This window comes from Kallipyga gabonensis (assembly GCF_001286805.1).
In the GTDB taxonomy this organism is placed as follows: domain Bacteria; phylum Bacillota; class Clostridia; order Tissierellales; family Peptoniphilaceae; genus Kallipyga; species Kallipyga gabonensis.
Window position 1 is genome coordinate 505,516 of sequence record NZ_CXYV01000002.1, and the last position, 22,196, is coordinate 527,711.

Annotated in this window: 17 protein-coding genes; 11 read left to right on the plus strand and 6 right to left on the minus strand. The window is 55.6% G+C overall.

Annotated features, from left to right (window positions below; translation table 11 throughout):
* Nucleotides 1–105 precede the first annotated feature (105 nt).
* The 5 genes from BN2373_RS03815 to BN2373_RS03835 all read left to right on the plus strand — a co-directional run bounded on the left by BN2373_RS03815 (nucleotide 106) and on the right by BN2373_RS03835 (nucleotide 5,640).
* The gene (locus BN2373_RS03815; protein WP_238379621.1) at nucleotides 106–684 is read left to right on the plus strand and encodes a TetR/AcrR family transcriptional regulator; all 579 of its coding nucleotides are present in this window, start codon (nucleotides 106–108) and stop codon (nucleotides 682–684) included.
* A gap of 84 nt (nucleotides 685–768) precedes the next feature.
* On the plus strand, nucleotides 769–1,182 hold the full coding sequence (locus BN2373_RS03820; RefSeq protein WP_053942825.1) for a DUF2871 domain-containing protein: 414 nt from the start codon (nucleotides 769–771) through the stop codon (nucleotides 1,180–1,182).
* 172 nt (nucleotides 1,183–1,354) lie between these two features.
* Entirely contained in the window at nucleotides 1,355–2,482 is a 1,128-nt protein-coding gene (locus BN2373_RS03825) for an aspartate-alanine antiporter-like transporter (protein ID WP_053942826.1), read from the plus strand.
* A gap of 282 nt (nucleotides 2,483–2,764) precedes the next feature.
* The gene (locus BN2373_RS03830) at nucleotides 2,765–3,622 is read left to right on the plus strand and encodes an SDR family NAD(P)-dependent oxidoreductase (protein ID WP_053942827.1); all 858 of its coding nucleotides are present in this window, start codon (nucleotides 2,765–2,767) and stop codon (nucleotides 3,620–3,622) included.
* A gap of 74 nt (nucleotides 3,623–3,696) precedes the next feature.
* Nucleotides 3,697–5,640 carry an NAD(P)/FAD-dependent oxidoreductase gene (locus BN2373_RS03835; RefSeq protein WP_053942828.1) on the plus strand — a complete coding sequence of 648 codons (1,944 nt, stop codon included), beginning with the start codon at nucleotides 3,697–3,699 and terminating at the stop codon, nucleotides 5,638–5,640.
* 90 nt (nucleotides 5,641–5,730) lie between these two features.
* Here BN2373_RS03835 and BN2373_RS03840 read toward each other — a convergent pair whose 3' ends face one another.
* Nucleotides 5,731–7,116 carry a sodium-dependent transporter gene (locus BN2373_RS03840; RefSeq protein ID WP_053942829.1) on the minus strand — a complete coding sequence of 462 codons (1,386 nt, stop codon included), beginning with the start codon at nucleotides 7,114–7,116 and terminating at the stop codon, nucleotides 5,731–5,733.
* Nucleotides 7,117–7,333: 217 nt separating this feature from the next.
* On the opposite strand from BN2373_RS03840, the gene BN2373_RS03845 reads away from it, so the two are divergent.
* Nucleotides 7,334–7,675, plus strand: coding sequence for a hypothetical protein (locus BN2373_RS03845; RefSeq protein WP_053942830.1), 342 nt, complete (start codon nucleotides 7,334–7,336; stop codon nucleotides 7,673–7,675).
* Nucleotides 7,676–8,276: 601 nt separating this feature from the next.
* Here BN2373_RS03845 and BN2373_RS03850 read toward each other — a convergent pair.
* On the minus strand, nucleotides 8,277–10,694 hold the full coding sequence (locus BN2373_RS03850; RefSeq protein ID WP_053942831.1) for a beta-glucosidase family protein: 2,418 nt from the start codon (nucleotides 10,692–10,694) through the stop codon (nucleotides 8,277–8,279).
* 201 nt (nucleotides 10,695–10,895) lie between these two features.
* Between BN2373_RS03850 and BN2373_RS03855 the strand changes: the two genes are divergently transcribed.
* A complete protein-coding gene (locus BN2373_RS03855) occupies nucleotides 10,896–12,959 on the plus strand; it encodes an oxidoreductase (protein WP_053943501.1) in 2,064 nt (687 codons plus the stop codon).
* 657 nt (nucleotides 12,960–13,616) lie between these two features.
* On the opposite strand, the gene BN2373_RS03865 is transcribed toward BN2373_RS03855, so the two are convergent.
* Both BN2373_RS03865 and BN2373_RS03870 read right to left on the minus strand, forming a co-directional pair.
* A complete protein-coding gene (locus BN2373_RS03865) occupies nucleotides 13,617–14,207 on the minus strand; it encodes a GNAT family N-acetyltransferase (RefSeq protein ID WP_053942833.1) in 591 nt (196 codons plus the stop codon).
* 4 nt (nucleotides 14,208–14,211) lie between these two features.
* On the minus strand, nucleotides 14,212–15,366 hold the full coding sequence (locus BN2373_RS03870; RefSeq protein ID WP_053942834.1) for an iron-containing alcohol dehydrogenase: 1,155 nt from the start codon (nucleotides 15,364–15,366) through the stop codon (nucleotides 14,212–14,214).
* 704 nt (nucleotides 15,367–16,070) lie between these two features.
* Here BN2373_RS03870 and BN2373_RS03880 point away from each other — a divergent pair.
* The 4 genes from BN2373_RS03880 to BN2373_RS03895 all read left to right on the plus strand — a co-directional run bounded on the left by BN2373_RS03880 (nucleotide 16,071) and on the right by BN2373_RS03895 (nucleotide 18,557).
* Nucleotides 16,071–16,958, plus strand: a complete 888-nt coding sequence (locus BN2373_RS03880; RefSeq protein WP_053942836.1) for a DMT family transporter — start codon at nucleotides 16,071–16,073, stop codon at nucleotides 16,956–16,958.
* 11 nt (nucleotides 16,959–16,969) lie between these two features.
* On the plus strand, nucleotides 16,970–17,515 hold the full coding sequence (locus BN2373_RS03885) for a phosphatase PAP2 family protein (protein WP_074017957.1): 546 nt from the start codon (nucleotides 16,970–16,972) through the stop codon (nucleotides 17,513–17,515).
* Nucleotides 17,516–17,589: 74 nt separating this feature from the next.
* Nucleotides 17,590–17,844 (plus strand): glutaredoxin domain-containing protein, encoded by a 255-nt coding sequence (locus BN2373_RS03890; protein ID WP_053942837.1) that lies wholly within the window; start codon nucleotides 17,590–17,592, stop codon nucleotides 17,842–17,844.
* Between the two features lie 26 nt (nucleotides 17,845–17,870).
* Complete coding sequence (locus tag BN2373_RS03895) at nucleotides 17,871–18,557, plus strand: hypothetical protein (protein WP_053942838.1); 687 nt, start codon at nucleotides 17,871–17,873, stop codon at nucleotides 18,555–18,557.
* Between the two features lie 162 nt (nucleotides 18,558–18,719).
* Here BN2373_RS03895 and BN2373_RS03900 read toward each other — a convergent pair whose 3' ends face one another.
* Nucleotides 18,720–20,216, minus strand: a complete 1,497-nt coding sequence (locus BN2373_RS03900; RefSeq protein WP_053942839.1) for an AcpB/EbpR/MafR family transcriptional regulator — start codon at nucleotides 20,214–20,216, stop codon at nucleotides 18,720–18,722.
* Nucleotides 20,213–21,784, minus strand: coding sequence for an AcpB/EbpR/MafR family transcriptional regulator (locus tag BN2373_RS03905; RefSeq protein WP_053942840.1), 1,572 nt, complete (start codon nucleotides 21,782–21,784; stop codon nucleotides 20,213–20,215). Before BN2373_RS03905 ends, BN2373_RS03900 begins: the two co-directional genes overlap by 4 nt.
* Between the last annotated feature and the right edge of the window lie 412 nt (nucleotides 21,785–22,196).

Genomic DNA, 22,196 nt, shown 5'->3' on the forward strand with positions numbered 1-22,196 from the left:
GGATTTGCCTAAGCGAAAGTGGGCCTGGGGATGGCCTTCTTGACAACCCACCCACGACTAGAATAATTTCGAACAATGTTCGAATCCAGATGAAAGGGGGGGCTTATGATGAAAAATCCGGGGACATCCAGGCGGAGCATATTGGCAGCGAGTCGAAAGTTGGTAGAGGAGAAGGGACTGGCTGCGGTCAATATGAGGAGCGTGGGCAAGGCCTGCGATCTTGCCTTGGGCTCCATCTACTACTACTTCCCCTCCAAGGATGATCTCCTTCTTGCCACCATCGCGAGCGTTTGGGATGATATTTTTTCCTGGGAGGGTCCGGACCTTGCCCCACCTGCAGATCCTTCATTCCCCGCATATATCGCCCAATTTTTTGATCATCTTGCGGAGGGAATTGCCCGCTATCCTCATTTCTTCACCATCCATTCCCTGAGCTTTTCGGAGAGGGGGCAGGAGAAGGGGTCGTCCATCATGAGGCAGTATTTGGCGTCCATTGAGGGGAGGATGGCCCTGGCACTGGAGAGGGACAAGGGGGTGAGCCCCCGGGCATTTTCAGGGGACTTCACGGAGGAGGCCTTCATCGACATGGTCTTGACCACCATGATCGCCCTCTTGGTTCAGAGGAAGGATGACCCCTCAGCTTTGGTTGAGATGATTCGAAGAAGCTTATATTTCCCGGAATAACTCTTCATCGATGAGGAGTTTTTCTTTTCGATCAATTCGAACAATGTTCGAGAAAAAAGTATCCAAGAAAAAGGAGGTTTCACGATGAAAAAGTATCTCAATTTAGCCTTTGTCTATGCCATCGCCGCTATGGCAGGCGGGGTATTCTACCGTGAGTTCACGAAATGGAATGGGTTTGCAGGGAGGACCGCTCTGGGCAAGGTCCACCCCCACCTCTTCCTTTTGGGAACGGTCATTTTTCTCCTCATTGCCTTATTTTCCCAAAGCATGAGGCTGGAAGAAGAAAAGAAATTTCGTATATTTATGAGGATATACAACCTGAGCCTTCCCATCCTGGCCCTGACCCTTTTTGTCCGGGGGATCATCCGGGTTTTGGGAATGGACCTTTCCTGGTCCATGGACCTGGCCCTTTCAGGTGTGGCAGGAATAGGGCATACAATGGTGGGAATTGGCCTGGTTCTCCTCCTTATGAGTCTGAAAAAGTGTGCGGAGGAATGAAAAAGAACGCGGGGATCGGTGAGGAAGAGTGACAGGAACAATTGATGAACATCGAGTCTTTTGCTATACTATGAAGTGTCAAAAAAGTCAGCGGAAAACATGATTATTCCTTTTATTTTATTTGCTTTCAGCTGCAGGTTGTTTTTACTTTATGAACAGTATAGGAGGACTTATGAGTACAATTACTGCGATGTTTCTTATTATGGCCATCGGGTATTTCCTGGGTCATCTGAACATCCTGGGCGTCAAGTTCGGTGCTTCCGCCATCTTGATTGTCTCCCTCTTCTTCGGGCACTTCGGGACGGAAATTCCGCCCATCCTCGGCTCCATTGGCCTGGTCTTGTTCCTTGCCCCGATTGGTCTGATGGCCGGCCCGACCTTTGTTAATAACATTAAGAAAAACGGTGTCAAATTCCTGGCCATCGCCCTCATCACCTGCATTATCGGCGGAGTGAGCATTGTATTAGCGAACAAGCTCTTTGATATTCCAATCGAGTTGGCTCTGGGACTGGGAACCGGTGCACTCACTTCAACAGCTATGCTGGGGTCCGTCACTTCTCTCACCGAGTCTCCTCTGCCGGGCGTGGGCTATGGCATTGCTTATGCCTTCGGTGTTTTGGGCGTGGTCCTTTTGGTCCAGATCCTTCCCAAGCTTATGGGAGCTGACCGGGACGTGGAAAATGAGAAGCTGACCGTTCCCGAATCGAAAAATGTTGCGGATACCCTGAGCCGGGAGCTTATGAATTTTGAGCCCCACGGTCTCTTCGGTGTAGCCGTGGCCATTGCCCTTGGTACGATCTTGGGCGGGTTCAAGATTCCCGTTGGTGACAAGGTGGTCGTTTCTCTTGGTGCAGGCGGCGGTTCCATCATTGCCGGCATCATCCTGGGCCACTTCGGTCACATTGGCCCCGTCAACTTCACCTATAAGAAGTCCAATATGCAGCTCATCCGTGACCTGGGTCTGGCCTTCTTCCTTATGCGTGCCGGGACAAATGCCGGTGCAGGCTTTGTTGAAGTCGTCGGACAATATGGCATCAAGCTCTTCTTTGCCGGCGTCATGATCACCTTCCTCAGCTCCGTCCTGAGTTTCCTCATGGCCTACTATATTTTCAAGCTTCCTCTCTTCGGTGCATTGGGAACCACCACCGGGTCCATGACCTCGGCTCCTTCCCTGGGTGCCCTTCTGGAAGTTACCCAGGATGACCGCGTATCTTCCTACTACGCCGCCACCCAGCCCATCGCCACCATCTTCCTGGTCTTTATGCCCCAGATCATCTGGATCTTCTTCGGAGTTCATTAAGACCGACTAGCGAATATTTGTAACGAGAAGCTGTATCCAGCGATTGGTTGCCGGATACAGCTTTTTTTTAGTGGGGAGGGGGAGCCGGGCGGACTTGGGCGGGCGGGGCTCATGGGGGGCGTCCCCGGGCGAGGAAACCTCCGCCGGCCCAAGATGGCAACTCGGTAAATTATTTTATGAATAGTAGAAATAATTTTTATAACCTATAATGAACAGTGATCAATAAAATTTTGACAATAGTATTATCGTGTTTCAGCATGACTTATTTAAGGAGGTTATTCTATGATTACCGACTATCAATCGAAAGTGGCTGTCATTACCGGTGCGGGAAATGGCATTGGGAAAGCCTTGGCTCTGGGGATGGCGGAGAGGGGGGCCAAGCTCTTTTTGGTCGACATTGAAGGGGAGGACGTCGCCCAGGTTGCCCAAGAGATCCGAGAAAAGGGCGGAGAGGCTCATGCTCTCCAGGCGGACGTCAGCCTGCCGGAGGAGTGCGACAGGATTTTTGACGGGGCCATGGACAAGTACGGGCGCTGCGACATCCTGGTGAACAACGCCGGGGTATCCGCATTGGGCGAGATCAACCAGTTTACCGAAAAGGACCTCCACTGGGTCACTTCGGTCAACTACTTTGCCCATGTCTATATGATGAAGCGGTTCCTTCCCCAGATGTTGGACCAAAAGACCCATGGCCAGATCCTCAATGTTTGCTCAATTGCGGGCATCATCACCTCCCAGTCGGCCCCACTTTACTTCTCGACCAAACACGCCGCCGTAGCCCTTTCGGAGGCGGTCTATAAGTGGCTGAAGAAGATTGAGGCGGATATTGATATTGCCGTCTTCTGCCCCGGCTTTGTCCAGACCAAGATGTATGAGACGGACAAGCATCGGCCCGACCGCTTCAAGATTGAAGACGAGCCCTGGTACCACAGCGAAACCTACAAGACCTATTCCGCTTTCAATAAGCAGGTTTTGGATGGCGGAAAGACTTTGGATGAGGTCATTCCCCAGGTTTTCGAGGCTTTAGGCAAGGAACAGTTCTATATCTTGACCCACGACCAATATGATGGCCTGATCCGCAAGCAAGGGGAATTCGAAGCCGACATGGAAAGGCCCATCGACTACGGCGACGTCCAATAATTGGCCATGGCGATCGGCTCATGGAGGCCGGCAGCCAAAGATAGGCAAAAAAAGAAAACTCTAGAGGAGGATATATGAAGAATCAAATGCTCTTTCAACCCGGAAAAATCGGAAAGGCCCACCTGAAGAACCGCCTGGTCCTTCCGGCCATGGGGTCCGGCTTTGCTGAAGCCAACGGCGATGCCGGTGAGAAGATCATCCGCTACTATGAGGAGCGGGCACGCGGAGGCTGCGGGCTGATCATCACGGAAATTTGCCGGGTCGATGATGAACACGGGGTGGGCATGCCCAACCAGATGGCCCTGACCAAACTCCACCACGTCTACGCCTTGGAGAACCTGGTGGAAGCGGTCCATAAGCATGGGTCCAAGGTTTTCGTCCAGCTCCACCATCCGGGCCGTCAGACCAAGTCCTACATGATGGATGGCCAGGACGTCGTTGCGCCGAGCGCCATCCCCTGCCAGGTGACCCAGGAAATGCCCCGGGCTTTAACGACGGAAGAGTGCAAGGGCCTGGTCAAAAAGTTCGTCACCTCTGCCAAGTATGCCCAGATGGCCGGAGCGGATGGGGTGGAACTCCATGCGGCTCATGGCTACCTGCTCAACCAATTCCTCAGCCCCCACACCAACAAAAGAACCGACGAATATGGCGGGAGCTTCGAGAAACGCCTCCGTTTTATCACGGAAATCATCTTGGGGATCAAGTCCGTCTGCCCCGGCTTCCCCATCAGCGTCCGCCTGAGTGCCGATGAGTTCGTAGAAGACGGAAACCACCTGCCCGAGGTCGTGGAAATTGCCAAGGCCCTGGAAAAACTGGGTGTTGATTCCCTCAACATCAGCTGCGGGACCTATGAGAGCGGGCTGACCATCATCGAACCCTACTCCATTCCCGAGGGATGGAAAGGCTATTTAGCCCAGACCATCAAGCAGGCTGTCTCCATTCCGGTCATCGCCGTCAACAACATCAAACGGCCCGCCGTGGCGGGGAAAATGCTGGAAGAGGGGGTTTGCGACTTCATCGCCTCTGCCCGTGGCCAGCTGGTCGACGCCGAATTCGGCAACAAGGCCTTTGAGGGACGGGATGAGGACATCCGCAAGTGCATCGGCTGCCTCTACTGCTTCAAGGAAGTGGGTGCCCTCCACCGACTCAAATGTGCCATCAACCCCCGCCTGGGTCGGGAGAACATCTACCAAGACCTCAACCCCTGCGGCGAGGGAAGAAAGGTCGTGGTCATCGGGGGTGGCCCGGCCGGCATGGAAGCCGCCATCACCCTGGCCGACCGGAAGTATGCGGTCACCCTCTATGAAAAGAGAGAGGCCCTGGGCGGTGCGCTGACCATGGCGTCCATGGCCAACCACAAAGACCTCATCAAAGAATACCGGGACTACCTGATCCGCCAGGTGGAGAAGCGGGACATCGAGGTCGTCCTCAACCATGAGGCGACCCTGGAAGAGATCCAGGCCCAAGAGCCCTATGCGGTCTTCCTGGCTCATGGCGGCCAGCCCATGGTCTTCCCCATTCCGGGATCCGAGGCCATGGATACCCTGGTTTGGGACCGGGTCCTCCGGGAAGGAATCAAGCCGGAGAAGAAAAAGATCCTGGTCATCGGTGGCGGCGTCACCGGATTGGAAGTGGCCGAGCTCCTCTCGGAAGAAGGACTGGGCAACCAGGTCAAGGTCGTGGAGATGAAGGGGGAGGTGGCCGATTCAGTCTATCCTTCCGTCAAGTATAAATTGGTGGAAGCCCTGACCAAGAACCAGGTCGACATTCTGGTCAACAAGAAGCTGGTGGCCATGGAAGCCGGCCAGGCGGAGATCGAGGACGTGGAGACCGGCGACAAGACCAAGCTGGACTGCGACCTGGTCGTCTATGCCACCGGGGTCAAGGGCCAGACGGATTTGGTGGATGAGTATAACAAGCACTTCAACCGGGTCTTCGCCTGCGGAGACATCAACAAGGCCGGGTCCATCCTGGAGGCAACCGGCCAGGCCTATGAGTCGGCCATGGCCCTGGTCTAGGAATACCTAAATTTCAGACAAAAGAAAACCCCGCTGCAGGTCCATCTGTAGCGGGGTTTTTTCTTGTGTGTTTCGATTGGATCCTGGGCCCTAGGCCATGAGGCCGGTAGATTGGAGGAAGAGGATGAACATGATGATGGGGAGGCAGTACTTGACCATGATCACATAAAGGCCCTTGCGGGAGTAGTGATGTCCGCTGCGCTCCATTTCTTCCAGGATCCACTTGGGCTTGACCACCCAGCCGATGAGGATGGAGGAGAGGAGGGCGATCAGGGGCATCATGAAGCTGTTGCTGATGTAGTCCATGATATCCAGGAGCTGGCCCGTGGATCCGTTGGGCAGGGGAACTTCGACGTAGAACTTGCTGTAGCCCAGGGCGATGACCCCGGTGGCGACCAGGTAGATAGCGGAGAGGACCAGGATGGTCTTCTTCCGGTCGGTGTGGAGGATTTCCGTCGCATTGGCCACGATGGATTCCAGGACGGAGATGCAGGAGGTCAGGGCGGCGAAGGCGGTCAGGACGAAGAAGACCAGGCCCACCAGGCGACCGGCCAGCTGCATCTGGGCGAAAACCTTGGGCAGGGAGATGAACATGAGGCCAGGACCGGCGGACATCCCTTCCATGCCCAGGAAGACATAGACGGCCGGGATGATCATGACACCGGCCAGGAGGGCGACGAGGGTGTCCATGCCCTCAATCATGGAGACGGACTTGCCCAGGTCCACGTCCGGCTTGACATAGGAGCCGTAGGTGATCATGATCCCCATGGATACGCTCAGGGAGAAGAAAAGCTGGCTCATGGCGTCCAGGGTAATTTGCAGGAAGCGGGAGAGGGTCATGCCGGTGAAGTCCGGGGTCAGGTAGACCATGAGCCCCTCCATCCCGGTCCGGACGCTCCCGTCCTCCGCTACGGAGCTCAGGGTCAGGGAGAAAATGGCGATCCCCACCACCATGATTAAAAGGATGGGCATGACCATCTTGGAAACGCCCTCAATCCCCTTCTCCACCCCGGCAAAGACGATGGCGGCAGTGATGGCCATAAAAATGAGGCCATAGACCAGGGAGGAGGGGGTGGTAATAAAGGAGGTAAAACAATCATCAAGGGCGGCCTGGCCCATGTCCCCCTGAAGAAAAAGGAGGATGTACTTGAGGACCCAGCCTCCGATAACTGCATAGTAGGTCATGATGAGGACCGGAACAAGGAAGGTGAGGACACCCAAAAACTTCCAATTTTTATGCATACTTTGGTAGGCATGGATGGCACTCATTCCGGTACGCCGGCCGATAGCCAGGTCCGAGGTTAACAGGACAAAACCTACCGTAAGGACGAGAATGAGGTAGATCAGGAGGAAAATTCCCCCGCCATCTTTCGCAGCCAGGTAAGGAAAACGCCATAGATTCCCTACGCCGATAGCCGAACCTGCCGCCGCAAACACAAAGCCCACTTGACCGGTAAAACTACTCTTCTCTTTCATCTTGCCCTCATTTCTCTCACAGTCCAATTCCTCTGCCCGGAAGTTCTCCCGAGCCTAACGATAATACCTAGTATTCTACTCCTTCTCCTAATTAATTTCCAGTATTTTTTATTTTATTTCATTATTTTTGAGGGAAAGTGTTGTGAGAGGGGGGCGATGAGGCCATGAGGCATGAGGCAGCCCCCTTATTTCCCGAATCCGCCAGATGAGGGGGCTCATGGGCCACAAGGGCCGGGAGGATTTCCACCCCAAATGGCAAAATCGAGGAAAAGGGCGGTGTGGGTTTTCCGCCCCAAATGGCAAAATCGAGGAAAAGGGCGGTGTGGGTTTTCCGCCCCAAAAGGAAAAATCAAGGAAAAGGGCGGTATGGGATTTCCGCCCCAAATGGCAAAATCGAAGAAAAGGGCCGTATGCGAGTCACCGCCCAAACTGGAAAAAACGAGGAAAAGGGCGGTATGAGGCCACCGCCCAAACTGATGAAATCGATAAAAAGGGCGGAGTGGAGTCACCGCCCAAGCCGGCGGAGTGGCTCTTGATGGCAGACAACCGGTGGGATTGAGGCATGAGGCGGCCTTGCCCTGTCCTTCCCTGGCTGGCGCCCGATTCCGTCATGAGCCAGGGCGGCTCTGCCACTGTCCTCCCCTGACTGGGGCCCGATTCCGTCATGAGCCAGGGCGGCATCGTCCCTGGCTCGCCCTGGCTGGGCCTCGATTTCGCTATGAGTCAGGGCATCCTCGTCCTGTCCTGCCCTGGCTGGGCTTCGATTTCGCCATGAGCCAGGGTATCCTCGCCCCTATTCCGCCCTGGCTGGATCTCGATTTCGCTATGAGCCAGGGCATCCTCGCCCCTATTCCGCCCTGGCTGGGGCTCGACTTCGCCACTAGCCAGGGCAGCATCGTCCTATCCCGCCCTGGCTAGGCCTCATATCCGCCGCTAGCCAGGGCATCCTCGCCCCTGTCCCGCCCTGGCTGGGCCTCGATTTTGCCATGAGCCAGGGCATCCTCGTCCTGTCCCGCCCTGGCTGGGCCGCGATTTCGCCATAAGCCAGGGCATCCTCGCCCCTGTCCCGCTCTGGCTGGGGCTCATATTCGTCGTTTGCCAGGGCGGCATAGCCCCCGGCTCGCCCAACAGTGAGGTGCGAGTCTTCCTTTGCCCGGGCCTTATCGCCGCCGGGGCTTGGCGAAGGAAAGGCGGCCGTTGGCCAGGTTGACGGTTAGGCAGATCAGACGGTAGATGGCCCGGCTCCCGCTTTGGCAGGCGACGGCATCTATGGGGCCGGTGGTGGCGCCGTGGATCATCATTTGGACCTGGGGATCTTCCGGCCGGCGGTTGGGGAACATCCGGTAGATGGCCCGGGTGACCAGGGCCCGGGTTAGGCGGGCCATGCGGGAGGTCTTGGCCATGTCGTTGAGGGTGGAGGCCAGGCTGTAGTCGCCTTTTCCCTGGCGGTCGAAGTGGGAGAGGGGGCGGCCATAGAGGCGGCGGAAGGTGTCCTGGCTGACCTCCAGGGGACCCTCCTGGAAAAAGTCGGGATAGGACTCCCGGTCATGGCCGGGAAGGCTAATGCCGTCGACTTGGACCTCTTTTTCCATAAGAATATCCTCGACCGACCGGCCTAGCTGGACCCGGTAGGTCCCGGCAACTTGGACAAAGCCCCGGCCCGGCTCATAGACCGCATAAGCCCGGTCATCCAGGGGGATCTCGACCTCCCAGGATTGGCCGGGATCCAGGTGGACCTTGCAGAAGCCCCGGAGCTCCCGGCGGGCTTGGATCCGGCCCCGATCAGGGTTCTCCACATAGACCTGGAGGACCTCCCGGCCGGCCCGTTGGCCCGTGTTTTCCACCCGGACCCGGACCGTCCGCCCCTGGTCCAGGACCCGGAAGTCCCGGTAGGCGAAGTCGGTGTAGGAGAGGCCATGGCCGAAGGGGAAGAGGGTGGGGACCTCATAGCTGGCGAAATAACGGTAGCCGACAAAGAGGCTTTCCCGGTACTCCAGGTCCTTAGAGGTCCGGTCGAAGTAGCGACTGGAGGCCACATCCTCCAAGCGGAGGGGCCATGTTTCCGCCAGCCGTCCCGAGGGATTGACTCGGCCGGTCACCAGGTCGGCCACGGCCTCCGAGCAGGCCTGGCCAGCCAGGTAGACCTGGAGGATGGCATCCATCCGGTCGGCAAAGGGGACCTCATAGGGGGCCCCGGAAAAGGAGAGGTAGATGACCCGGTCAGCCTTTTCCCGGATCCGGTCCATGAGGGAGATTTGGTTGGCCGGGAGCATGAGGTCAGCCCGGTCGAAGCCCTCGCCCTCGACCAGGTCGGTCAGGCCCCCGAAAAAGAGGACGGGTCGGCCCGAACGGATCCGGCCCAGGGCCTCATCCACCAGGGCCCGGTCTTCCTCCAGGGAGTCCATCCGGTAGCCCGGGGCATAGTCCACCCGGAAGCCGGCCTCCTCCAGGGCTTCCACCATATCCTGCCGGAGGCGGGCATTGACCTGGCTGGACCCGCCCCCCTGGAAGCGGGGGGACCGGGCCATGGCCCCGATGACGGTGATCTCGGGAGAGAGGGCGGGATCCAGGGGGAGGACCCCCTCATTTTTCAGGAGGACGGCGGATTGGCCGGCCATGCGTCGGGCCAGGTCGTGGTGGCGGTCGGCCAGGTCGGCGGCCCCGCCGGCTCCCTCGGACTTGGCTTCCTTGCCGGGCCCACCGGCCCACCGGTCCCGGTTCTCCAGAGAGGAGTTGATGAGGTCCAGGATCCGGTCCACGGCCCGGTCCAGGTCCTCCTCCCGGACCCGGCCCGACATGAGGCCCTCCTCCAAGTCCTCCCGGTGGATGCCCAGGGAGTCGGGCATCTCCAGGTCCAGGCCCGCCCGGATGGCCTCATCCAGGTGGATGATGGCTGACCAGTCCGAGACGACCAGGCCCCGGAAGCCCCATTCTTTCCGAAGGATGTCGGTCAGGAGCCAGGCGGATTCGCCGACATATTGGCCATTGAGCCGGTTGTAGGAGGACATGATGGTGGCAGGCTGGGCCGCCTTGACCACCATTTCAAAGGCCCGGAGGTAGATTTCCCGGAGGGCCCGTTCATCCACCTGGGCATTGGCCGTTTGGCGGTTGGATTCCTGGTTGTTGACGGCAAAGTGCTTGAGGGAGGCCCCCACCCCCATGGCCTGGAGCTCCTGTACATAGGCGGTGGCCAGGATCCCGGTCAGATAGGGGTCCTCCGAAAAATACTCGAAATTCCGCCCACAGAGGGGGGTCCGCTTCATGGTCACGCCCGGGCCCAGGAGGATGTCCACCCCTTTTTGGATGGACTCCTCCGCCAGGGCCCTGGCCAGGTCGCCCACCAGGTCGGCATCCCAGGATGAGGCCAGGCAGGAGGCGGTAGGAAAGCAGGTGGCCGACTCCGCTTCGTCATATTGAGTCCCTTCGATCTCTTTTCGGACACCATGGGGTCCATCCGTCATGAGGAGGGAGGGGATTTTTCCCTGGCCATCCCAGGTCCGCCACATCCCCATCCCGGTCACCAGGCGGATCTTCTCCTCTTGGGTCAGGTCTTCTCTTCTGATTCTCCGATTGGCCATCGTCCACTCCTTCCGTCCAACCCCTTCGGTGCATACCCCTGCCGGCGGGCCATGAGCCCCGTCAATTTTCTCCTTTCAGTCTATCCGATTTTTCGATGGAAAGAAAATTCTAGGTTAAAATAGAAGAAAGAAGCAGGATGGGCTTGGGCGACAGAAGATAGAAAGGAAGCGATTATGAACCAGACCCCGGAATATCCCCAGATGAACCAGGAATTCGCCCCTCTTTTTACCCCGTGGAAGATCGGAAAGCTGGAGATCAAGAACCGGATTGTCCTGACCTCCATGGGAGGAACCAATCTCTTGGGTTGGATGGAGAAGAACCATTTCGATGAGACCGGGGCCCGCTTTATCAAGACGGTGGCGGACAACAATGCGGGCCTGGTCCTCCCGGGCTGCCAGGCTGTCTACAACCCCATGTTCGGCCAGTGGCTCTATAAGAACAAAAAGATGTATCGGGACCTGGCTGAGTGGATGCCGGCCTTCCACAAGACGGGGGCCAAGCTCTTTGTCCAGCTGACGGCGGGCTTCGGCCGGTCATTCACCATCACCCCCATGATGGAGACCCTCTACACCAACCCCATCCTCCGGGTCCTGTCCAAGCCGGTCATGAACCTGGACAAGATCACCGCATCCGCCTCGCCCTCGCCCAACCGCTGGTCGGACAAGGTCCCCTCCCGGGCCATGAGGGTGGAGGAGATCCAAGAGATGGTGGAGGCCTTCGGGAAGACGGCCCTCCTCCTCAAGGAAGCCGGAGTGGACGGAGTGGAGATCCATGCGGTCCATGAGGGCTATCTCCTGGACCAATTTGCCCTCAAATACATCAATAAGCGGACGGATGAATACGGGGGAAGTCGGGAGAACCGCTACCGCTTTGCCGTGGACATCGTTCGGGAAATCAAGCGGGTCTGCGGGGAGGACTTCCCGGTCTCCCTCCGCTATTCCGTCCAGTCCAAGACCAAGGGCTTCCGCTCCGGGATCCTTCCCGGGGAAGAGGCGGAGGAAGCCGGCCGGGACATGGAGGAATCCCGCTGGGCCGCCCGCCATCTCCAGGAGGCGGGCTACGACATGCTCAACTGCGACAACGGGACCTACGACGCCTGGTATTGGGCCCATCCGCCCATCTATATGCCGGAAAACTGCAATCTGGAGGACGTCAAGGAAATCCGGAAGTCCGTCGACATCCCGGTCGTCTCCGGCGGCCGGATGGATCCTCATGTCGCCGCCCGGGAGATCGCCCAGGGGACCATCGACGGTGCCGGCTTCGCCCGGGCCTTCCTGGCCGACCAGGAGTGGGTGACCAAGCTCATGGAGGGCAGGGAGGAGGAAATCCGCCCCTGCATCCTCTGCCACAATGCCTGCTTCAACATGAGCAAGTGGAAGGGGACCCCCAACATGCAGGAGCTCAACGACTCCCTCAACCTCTCTCGGTGTGCGGTCAATGCGGAAACGATGCAGTGGGACAAGCACTATATCCAAAAGACCGACCGGCCCAAGACCGTCCACATCATCGGGGGCGGGGTGGCCGGGATGGAGGCGGCCCGGGTCCTCAAGCTCCGGGGCCATGAGCCTATTATTTATGAGAAGACCGGCGAGCTTGGCGGTGTCGTCATCCCGGGCGGGGCCGAGGGCTATAAGAAACCCATGCGGGACCTTTTGGCATGGTATCGGGGGGAAATGGAACGCCTGGACATTACCGTGAACTTCAACCAGGACATCCGGCCCGACCATGACTTCGGCGGCCAGCCGGTCATTGTGGCGACCGGCGGCAAGCCCCTGGTCCTGCAAAATATCCCCGGCTTCGACCGGACCATCGAAGCCACCGACTTCCTCCGGGGTCGCGAAGTCGGCGACCGGGTTGCCATCATCGGCGGGAGCCTGACCGGCTGCGAGATCGCCTATGAGCTGGCCCTCCAAGGCAAAAAGCCCTTTATTATTGAAATGAAGGAGGACCTCATCGCCAACAAAGGCGTCTGCTTGGCCAATTCTTCCTACCTCCGGGAGTGGTTCGCCCTCCACCAGGTTCCCGTCTTCCTGGAATCTTCAGTGGTCGAAGTCAAGCAAGGCGCCATCGCCTTCAAAGACCCCTCCGACCAGGTCAAAGAAGAAGCCTGCGACTCCGTCATCTCCGCCGTCGGCTACCGCCCCGCCCCCCTCATGACCAAGGACCAAGCCGGCGCCCAGGTCCGCCTCATCGGAGATTGCGAGGCCATCGGCACCATCAAAACCGCCATCTGGCAGGCCTATGAGGCGGCCATGGCGATATAGAGACGGCCCTGGGGTCGTGGGATGGGGCCGGGTGATGGCGAGGTCACTCCGGGGTGGTGGCGTGATGCCGCTGTAGCCTGGCTCGAGCCCGATTCTGCCTTGAGCCAGGGCAGCCCGGCCCCGGCTGTGGCTCTTGCCTCGGACTCTGAAGTCATCAGTTGTTCAATTCCTAGGTGTTTTCTGTTCCTGTTTTTCTTTGGATTTGGCGGGTTGTCAGGGTTTCAGACCCTGTTATTCTTTGGATTAAACAAAATATCAGGGTTTCAGCCCCTGACATTTTCACTATCTGCCAAATTAACAGGGTCATTTTTCGCCCTGATATTGTTGAAATTCTCTCATTTGACAGGGTTATCCCCCCTGATATTCTTGTGAATTGTACATTTGACAGGGCCTTTTTTGACCCTGATATTTTTCAGATTCTACGAATTGTCAGGGCTCCGGACCCTGATATTCTCATGATTATCTCAATTGGCAGGGTCGATCGTTCCTGGGAGATGGCTATTAAGGGGCTTTGGGGCGGTGGCGTGATGCCGCTGGACCCTGGCTCGAGCCCGTTTCTGCCTTGAACCAGGGCAACCCCAGCCCGCCATGCCCCCCTCGGCGACCCCCTCCACAAAAAAACAGCCCCGTCGACTTCGACGAGGGCTGTTTTCTTATTCACTCAGGCTTTTTTTCCAGGAGGACCAGCATGACGCCGTCAATCCCATTGAAGACAGTTGGGATCTGGCCCACTTCCCGGTAACCCAGCTTGCGATAGAGGGCCCGGGCCCGGTGGTTGAGGACATTGGTGTCCAACCGAAGGGCTTTCATGCCTTGGTTCCGAGCCAAGTCTTCATAGAAGGCGACGAAGGTTCGGCCATAGCCGAGGCCGCTGGCCAAGGGATCCACGGTCAGGGTGTGGAGGACCAGGACCTCATCCTCATCCGCCGCCAGCTGCCAGTTGGCCACCCCATATTCCGGGAGCTGGACTTGGTTGATGACCCCGGCGGCAACGATGGTCTCTTTGCCGGGGCCATGGCCCCCGTGGTTCGGCTTCGTGGCTTCCTCCGGGTCCGCCTCGGCCGGGCCCGTCTCGACCAGGACATAGAGGTCGCCCCGGTCCAGGGCCGCTCGGGCGGTGTCCAGGGTGGGGTAGACCCCGCGGATCCAGCCGGTGGAAAGGAGGCCGGCCTCCTCATGGTCATGGATCCGGTCGTAGATGTCCCCGATGGCCATGAGGTCCCGGGAGGTAGCCTTGCGAAAATTCATGCGACTAGAAGTCCACCTTCTTGCCATAGTAGGCGCATTCGTAGATCTTCTTGATGTCTTCAGGGGAGGTCTGACGTGGGTTGGTCAGGGTGCAGGCATCCTTGAAGGCGTTCTCGGCCATGACGTCCAGGTGGGCCAGGAAGTCCTCTTCCTTGATGACGGTGTTCTGCCCTTCCTGGATGGAGGCGGTCAGGCCAACAGAAGCGTTGAGCTTGCGGATTTCTTCAGCGATATCATCGATGCCCAGGATCTTCTCCAGCTCATCATAGCGGTTGGTTTCCTTCCGGTTGTAGTCGATGACGTAGGGGAGCATGATGGCGTTGGCTTCGCCGTGGGTCAGGTGGAAGATGCCGCCGATCTTGTGGGCCATGGAGTGGACGATCCCGAGTGAGCAGTTGGAGAAAGCCATGCCGGCCAGGGTGGAGGCGTCGTGCATCTTAACACGGGCTTCCATGTCGTCGCCCTTGTCGAAGGCCTTCTTCAGGTAGCCGAAGACCAGCTGGATGGCCCGGATGGCCAGGGGATCGGTGTAGTCATCCGCATTAGTGGATACATAGGCTTCCACCGCATGGGTCATGACGTCCATCCCGGTCTGGGCGGTGATTCTGGGAGGCATAGTTGCTGGAATCTTAGCATCCAAGAGGGCCGCATAGGGGACGAAGTCGGGGTGGACCAGGGGATACTTGATCTCGGCTTCGGTGTCGGTGATGACGGAGAAAGCTGTGATTTCCGAGGCTGTCCCGGAGGTGGAGGGGATGCAGATCATCTTGGCCTTATCGCCCAGGGGTGGGTTGTCGAAGTTGGCCAGTTTCTGGAAGTCATAGCCCGGGTGCTCATAGAAAACCCACATGAGCTTGGCCGCATCCATAGCCGACCCGCCGCCCAATGCAATGATCCACTGAGGACCAAATTCTTCCATCTTCTTTCCACCCGCCAAGCAGGTCTTGAGCGAAGGATCCGGTTCCACGCCGTCAATAATTTCCACTTCCAAGCCGGCCTTTTCCAAGAGTGCCTTGGCATCATCAAGGAAACCGCCCCGCTTCATGGAGTTTCCGCCGGTCACGATCACCGCACGGTCGCCGTCCAAAGTGGAGAGGAAGTCCATGGCCCCATCGCCATGGATGATCTTGTTGGGAACAGAGAAAATTGAGTAAGTCATAGGTCCTCCTTAAAGGGATTAAATGGGGATAGTTAAATAAGTAACAATATCCTGTTCCATAATAGTAGCAAATATTTGGATAATAAGCAATACCTAACATACACCACCCCCGTCTGTGCGCCGAGGTCGGGCTGAAGCCCGCCCAGGGCACCGCCAATACCCCTCCATCCTTCCGATTTCGCCAGTTGGGCCGGTACGGCAATACCCCTCCATCCTTCCGATTTCGCCAGTTGGGCCGGTACGGCAACACCCCTCCATCCTTCCAATTTCGTTATTTGGAGCGGTATGGCAATACCCCTCCATCCTTCCGATTTCGTCATTTGGAGCGGTATGACGATACCCCTCTTTCCGCCAATTTCGTCGTTTGGGCCGGTATGACAGTGAAAAAATAACCCGCTTCTCTGATTATCTCCTCAACGATTTCTTTTTTTTCACCAAATTTTTTTAGCAATTTACAATGTTTTTCTGATCAATAGATTTCAAAAAAGCCTTTTTTAACTCTTGAGGACAATAAAAATACTAAGTTCTCGCATTTTATCTCCATAAAAAAATGGCGGGATATTCATCCCGCCTAAGGTGGCCCAAAGAGTGTTAACCCAGGCCATATCTTTATACACCTACATATTATCAAAATAAATGTCCCAAGGTAAGGGCGATGAGATTGTGCGGTATAATAGGAGAAGCTTAATGAAAAGGAGATTGCTATGAACCAACGCGAAAAATCCGGTGCTGCCCTGGTGGCTCTGTCGGCCTTCGGATTCGGCTTGATGCCCATCTTTGCCAAGGTCTGCTATGCGGCGGGGTCATCGACCTATACTCTCCTCTTCCTTCGGTTCACGGCAGCGGCCATCTTCATGATGGCCATGATGAAGGCTCGCCGGCTCCCGCGTTTGTCCAAAAAGGAGGCATGGACCTTCTTTTTCCTGGGGGCCATAGGGGATTCCGCCCAGGCTTTCTGCTATTTCATGGCCCTCCAATATGCCTCGGCAGGTGCGGTTTCTCTGCTGCTATACACCTATCCGGCCATGGTCATGGTGGGGTCGGCCCTGATCTTCAAGGAGAAGATTACGGCGGACAAGGTTCTTTCCCTGGTCCTGGCCACAGGAGGTGCCTTCATCATTATGGGAGGCAACCTGAATGGGGAGCCCCTGGGACTCTTTTTGGCCCTGCTTTCCGCCCTGGTCTACACGACTTATATTCTCTATTCGGCCAAGTACCTTCGGCCGGGCGTGGGAGCCCAGTCCTCAGCCTATATGATGGTAGGCAACGCCGTCACTTACGGAATTATTTCCCTGTTTGTGGGCTTCGAACCCCCGCAGACAAGGGTCGGCCTTTTCGCTCTGGTCTTGATCACCCTGTTGTCGACCATTGTGGCTTTTTGGTCCTACATGGAAGGGCTGGGACGACTTGGACCCATAAAAACTTCCCTGGTCGCCCTTCTTGAGCCCCTCCTGACGGTCATTTTCTCCGTCATCATCCTGGGGGAAGCTCTCACAAGAGATATTGTGTTGGGCGGGTGTCTGGTGATGGCCTCACTTTTCATCACCGTTCGGGCCTCGCAGAAAGAAGCACGCCGAGAACCTGAAGCATGAAAGGAGACAGCATGGCCATTGATTGGACCATCTTACACTTTATTCAGGAACATATCGTTTCACCAACCCTAAACCCCGTCATGGTTGGGGTCAGCCAAGCGGGGAACAAGGCCTTGATCTGGGTTTTGGCCGGGCTCTTACTTTTGACCCGGAAGAAATACCGAAAGCAGGGGATTATCCTCCTTCTCGCCCTTTTGGCCGGGCAGGTGGTGAGCAATCTGCTGGTCAAGAACCTGGTCCAGCGGTCCCGCCCCTGCTGGATTGATCCCACGGTCCGCCTCTTGATTGAGGTGCCCAGGGACTATTCCTTCCCTTCAGGCCACTCCATGTTCTCCGCCATCGGTGCAAGTCTTTTGACCTGGACTGACCGAAGGCTGGGTTTTCTGGCCATTCCCCTTGCGGGCCTGATTGTCTTTTCCCGTCTCTACCTCTATGTCCATTTCCCCACTGACGTTCTGGCCGGAGTGGTTGTCGGTCTGTCCATTGCCTTTGTCGCCATTTACCTGGCTCGAAAATATGGCAAGAATAAGCCGCAAGCATCAAGCGAAAGGAATTGAAACAAGCGAAACGAATTGAAACAAGCGGAATAAATTGAAACAAATCGAAAGGCATTGAAACGAAAGGAGATCCCATGAAACTCTATGGAAGCCCACTTTGTCCCGATTGCGTGGATGCCGTTAAGGTCCTTGATGGGGTCGGCATCCCCTACGACTACCACAACATCACAGAATCTCTGCCCGACCTCAAGGCCTTCCTGGCCCTTCGGGACAGTCGGTCTGAATTTGATGAGGCCAAGGAATCCGGCTTAATCGGGATTCCCGCCTTCCTCATGGAAGACGGAAGCCTGACTTTGGATACCGATGAGGTGGTGAACAAGGAGAAGTAGGAGAAGTAGGAGAAGGGAGGCCACAGATGGCTGTCGGTTACCAACCCATCCGGGAAATCAGCGAAAAATATTTCGGAGAACGACCCCTCAAGGAAGTCACCTATGACTACTCCATTAATGGCGGGGCCATTTTGGCCCACCTGGTTATTTTGGCCTTCTTAGCCTTTTTTGGCCGGATGGCCCTTTCGATCTCGGAAGGATTTTTTGGGAATCCTTGGGGTCCCGGCCCGGGGATGGGCTTTGGCCCGCTCTCTCCGCCCGGATTTTTCAAGGTGCCCCTAACCATCATGGGCTTGGTCCTTCTTATCATTTGCTTGGGGACCCTCCATTCCCTTGTCGTCAACTACCGGAAGGGTCTGGCCCAGCTGGCCCGGGTCCGGGGCTTCTTCCGGGCCGACTCTTTCCTCCGGGAAAGGGGGTCGGATAGGTATTTTGTCCACCCGGCCGACAGCCGGATCCTTTTCAACGAAGACTTTCTTATTTATAAGGGATCCTTCCTGTCGGACAGCCTGGTTCCCTATAAAGAGCTGGATCTGGAGGAGGACATCCGCTATGAGCCGGCGACGAAAGATTCACCTGCCCAGTATGTTTTGATTTTCACCTATGGCCCCCGTTTTTGGAACCGGGTTGAATTGGATTTTGATAACCGGGCGGATGCCGCCTTCCTCCAAGAGGTCTTTTGGAAGCTCAAGGAAGATCATGGGATGGCATGAAAGGAGATTGTATGAACCCCAACTACACCATTCGCCTGGCTGGCCAAAACCCTGGCTGAGAAATATGGAGGGAAATTCAAGGCACTGGAATTCAAACCCTGATAAAGGAGGCGGATCCCGCTCTCTTCCAGGAGGTTTTTTGGACCCTCATTTTTTTGACCCTCAGGTCGGATTCGCCAAACGCAAGTTGAAGATTGCCCGGGCAAGGTGGTCATAGTCTTTGTAGGTGTAAATGCTTTCACAGAGGATGGTCGGCAGGGAGGCCTTTGTCAGACGGAAGTTGGAGACCAGGAGGTCGTAGGAAGAAAGATCCATTTCTTCCATCATGACCGGAGTTTCCCTGAGGACGGTCACCTCCACCTGGTTTCCGAAATAAAAGAGGATCTGGTCACGAAGGGCCATGGCATGAAAGAGGGAGAACTTGCTCAAGACGAGGATTCGAACAGGCTTCTGATTTTGGGTCAGCTGGTTGATAAAGTTCTCCCAGGTGGTGCAGATAACGTAAAAAATGTAGGCAACGAAAGTCTCATCCGTAGGAAGGGAAAAGACCTCATTGTAGGTACGGATGATGTCTCGAATCTTCAGGCAGACCCGGGGATAGCGGGTTTGGATTTTCTTCTCGTAAATCAGATAGGGGGAGTAAAAGATGGGCCGGCTCAGGCTCCTGCCGAAGGTTCCGACCAGGGCGTTGTAAATCGCCAGGATCAGGTCCCGCTCATTATCCAGATGGATGCCGAAGTCTCGACAGAGACGGGAGGAGACCTTATTGATATAAATGAAAATTTGGTTGGCAACGGGATCTTCTTCCGCCAATTGGACCAACTTCGGATATGTTTCCGCATCCCGGTCACCCACGAAAGGGGCTAAAAGTTCAGCATAGAGCCTAAGGCTTTGATCAAGTCCTTCGTTGGGATCGGAGGAATGGTAATGAAGGGTTCGGCCCCGGTCCAGGATGTCCTGGGCCAGGGTGCGAACCCGTTTATTTTGAGAGAGAAGGTCCTCCGTCAAGTGGAAACCCTGGCAGAAGCGTTGTAATGAGATGGCGATCTGCAAGTGGAAGCACTGGTAGTAGCGATAAAAGTGCTTTCCATACTTCATGGGGAGGACCTGGTTGAGGAAGTCGTCAATCTCTTCTTTAGCAATATAAGGAAAGGGCCAGTCCGAAAAAGGATACCTTTCTTTGAAAAAACTCATATAAAAGGTCCGGACTTCAGCCTCATCCCCCCGCATAACCAGAGGGTGGGTGCTTAAGTGAATGTCAAAAGCCCCTTCGACCGCCTCATTGAAGAAGTCTATCCAACGGTAGATGGTGGAAGGGGAGACAAAGAGCAAGCGGGCCATATCCACCACCGCATAATAAGGGTGGAAGAATACTTTCTCCAGAAGTTGGCAGAGAGTGTCCTGGGACATGGCAAAGGCGTAGGCATCCTCATAGGTTGCCGCTCCTTTGTAGGTAATTTCCACCCGGTCACCCTTTTCAATCTTCAGGAGACGGTCAAAGTAGCTATTCGCGAGATTGATGTCTACGGTTAGCGAAGCCGGTTGATAGTCATAATCCCGGTAGAGGACGGGCGTATCGACCGCACCGTTTTGAACTTCTAAAAGACCAATCAGGTCCAGGATCCGCTGGACCCTTTTGCTGAGAAAACTTTTCATCATAGGGAATCCTCCTCTTGATCCCGAATGCAGTCATGGATAGCAGACCGGAGCAGGTCAAGATCCTTAGCGATGGGAGTGATGTTGAAAAGGACAATGCGGCTGGAGACCCCTTGAAAGCGGAAAGGGTGATCGGGATCCGGGAGGAGGCTTTCCGGCGGAGACAGGTTGGTCCAGATGACATCGTAGCCCTCCTGCAAGATTTCCGCCCAGCGGAAGGTCTGCCGGTCGAAAAGGGAGATGGTTAAGGGGAAAAAGCCTGCCTCTCTTGCCTGGTTGCGAAGAAATAGAGCATGGGCGTGTCCCAGGGAAGTGATAATCAGAAGAGAAAGGCGTTTTTCTCGAGGGGGGGTCCTATACAGCAGTTTCCCCCATTTCATCAGGAGAGAAAAGAAAGAGCATTCCACCACGATCTTATTGCAGGGAAGCCCCATGGTGATAAAGTAGTCCTCCAAAAGGGAGCGGATATTCGCATAAAGTTGGGGAAAAGGGCGGATAAAGGGCTGAGAATAGGAGCGTGAGATTCGGAAAAAGAAGGGGACCATATCCGGCTCAATGTAGCGGGCAAAAAGGGTGTTATGGAGATCCCGGATCATTTCGTGGCGGTCATCGGGTTTGATCCCGTATTGATCCTCAATATCGTCCAAAATCTTTGATACGGAAAAAAAGGAGCGGTTAATTTCCGGATCGACCAAGGCAGTGTTGAGGAGGCCCTGGTAGGAGGTGAAGTACTCTCTTCGAAAATAGATGGAATAAAGGTAGATCAAAGCAGGCAGGGTCATGGGAAAGTCAAAAACAGCCTGGTATTTTTCTACCGATTGAAGAAAGTGGGGAAGATTGCCCAGGGCATCGATGGCATCTCGCTTGTGGCTATTCCGCGCTTTTACCTTTTCATGCCAATCTTGAAGAAAGGCATTCGGATCCGGCGTGGACTTCGCCCAGATTATGGACAGGACAACATAGTAAGTCACCATGCGGAATTCTGACAGCCCCATCTTCATCCGGCTGGCATCCAGCATGACCTGGACAAAAGCCTGGACGGCTTCCTGAGGATAGTCCGGAAAAGGCCAGGTTTCCACATCCGTTTGCTTGCAGAGAAAGATAGAAGAAAAAAGGAGACACTCTTCATGTCCTCCTCCCTCTAAACGAAAGGGGTTGGTGGAAATGGAAAGGCCCAGGTCGGCGAGCAGGGATTGATTAAAGACGAGAACATTCCGATAGAGGGAAGCTTCGGACATAGCAGCTTCGCGAGCGAGATCGCTTCGGGATAAGTTGGGATGAAGAATAAGGGCACGAATGAGAGCGAAAAGAGGCTCCTTATTCATAATATCCCGGTAGACATCGGTGATATTGCTTCCGGGCCGGTAATGGATGGCAAGGCGGTCCTCATCCGAACGGATGGAGACACGTTGCCACTCCTCATTAATCTGGTCTATATCGTTGGCTAAGGTTCGATGGGAAATGCCCATGATTTGTGCAAGGGAGACCGGACTTTGCGTTTCCTCCGAGTAAGTCAGTGCCTCAACCAGGCGAAGGCGGCGGTCAACAATATCGTTCAGCAAGTTATGCATAAGAAATCCCTTCGTTTTCAGGAGCCTTTATTCTCAAGAGCGGGTATAGTCACTTACCGTTGACGTGGTTTTTCATGCGATATAGGTTCATAATAAGCCATTCTCATCTTTTTGTAAATGTGTAAAAAAATTGGAATACTTTTCTTTTTGTCCAAAAATATCCCTCAAATTCCCTCAATATTTCGTCACAATCGGTGAAAAATCCCTCATTTTTCATTTTTTTCATAGGAAAAAGAAAAATTGGGAATAGCAGAGTAGATTGGTCTGCTATATCCGCTATAATAGTTATATATGATGCAAAAATTATATTGAAAAACATAGATGCGTTTGTCGCTTTTGCCGCAGACGCTTGATACGCAAGGTTTTGTCAGGAAAAGGAAACCCCGGTTGTTTACCGGGATCCAGGACCAAT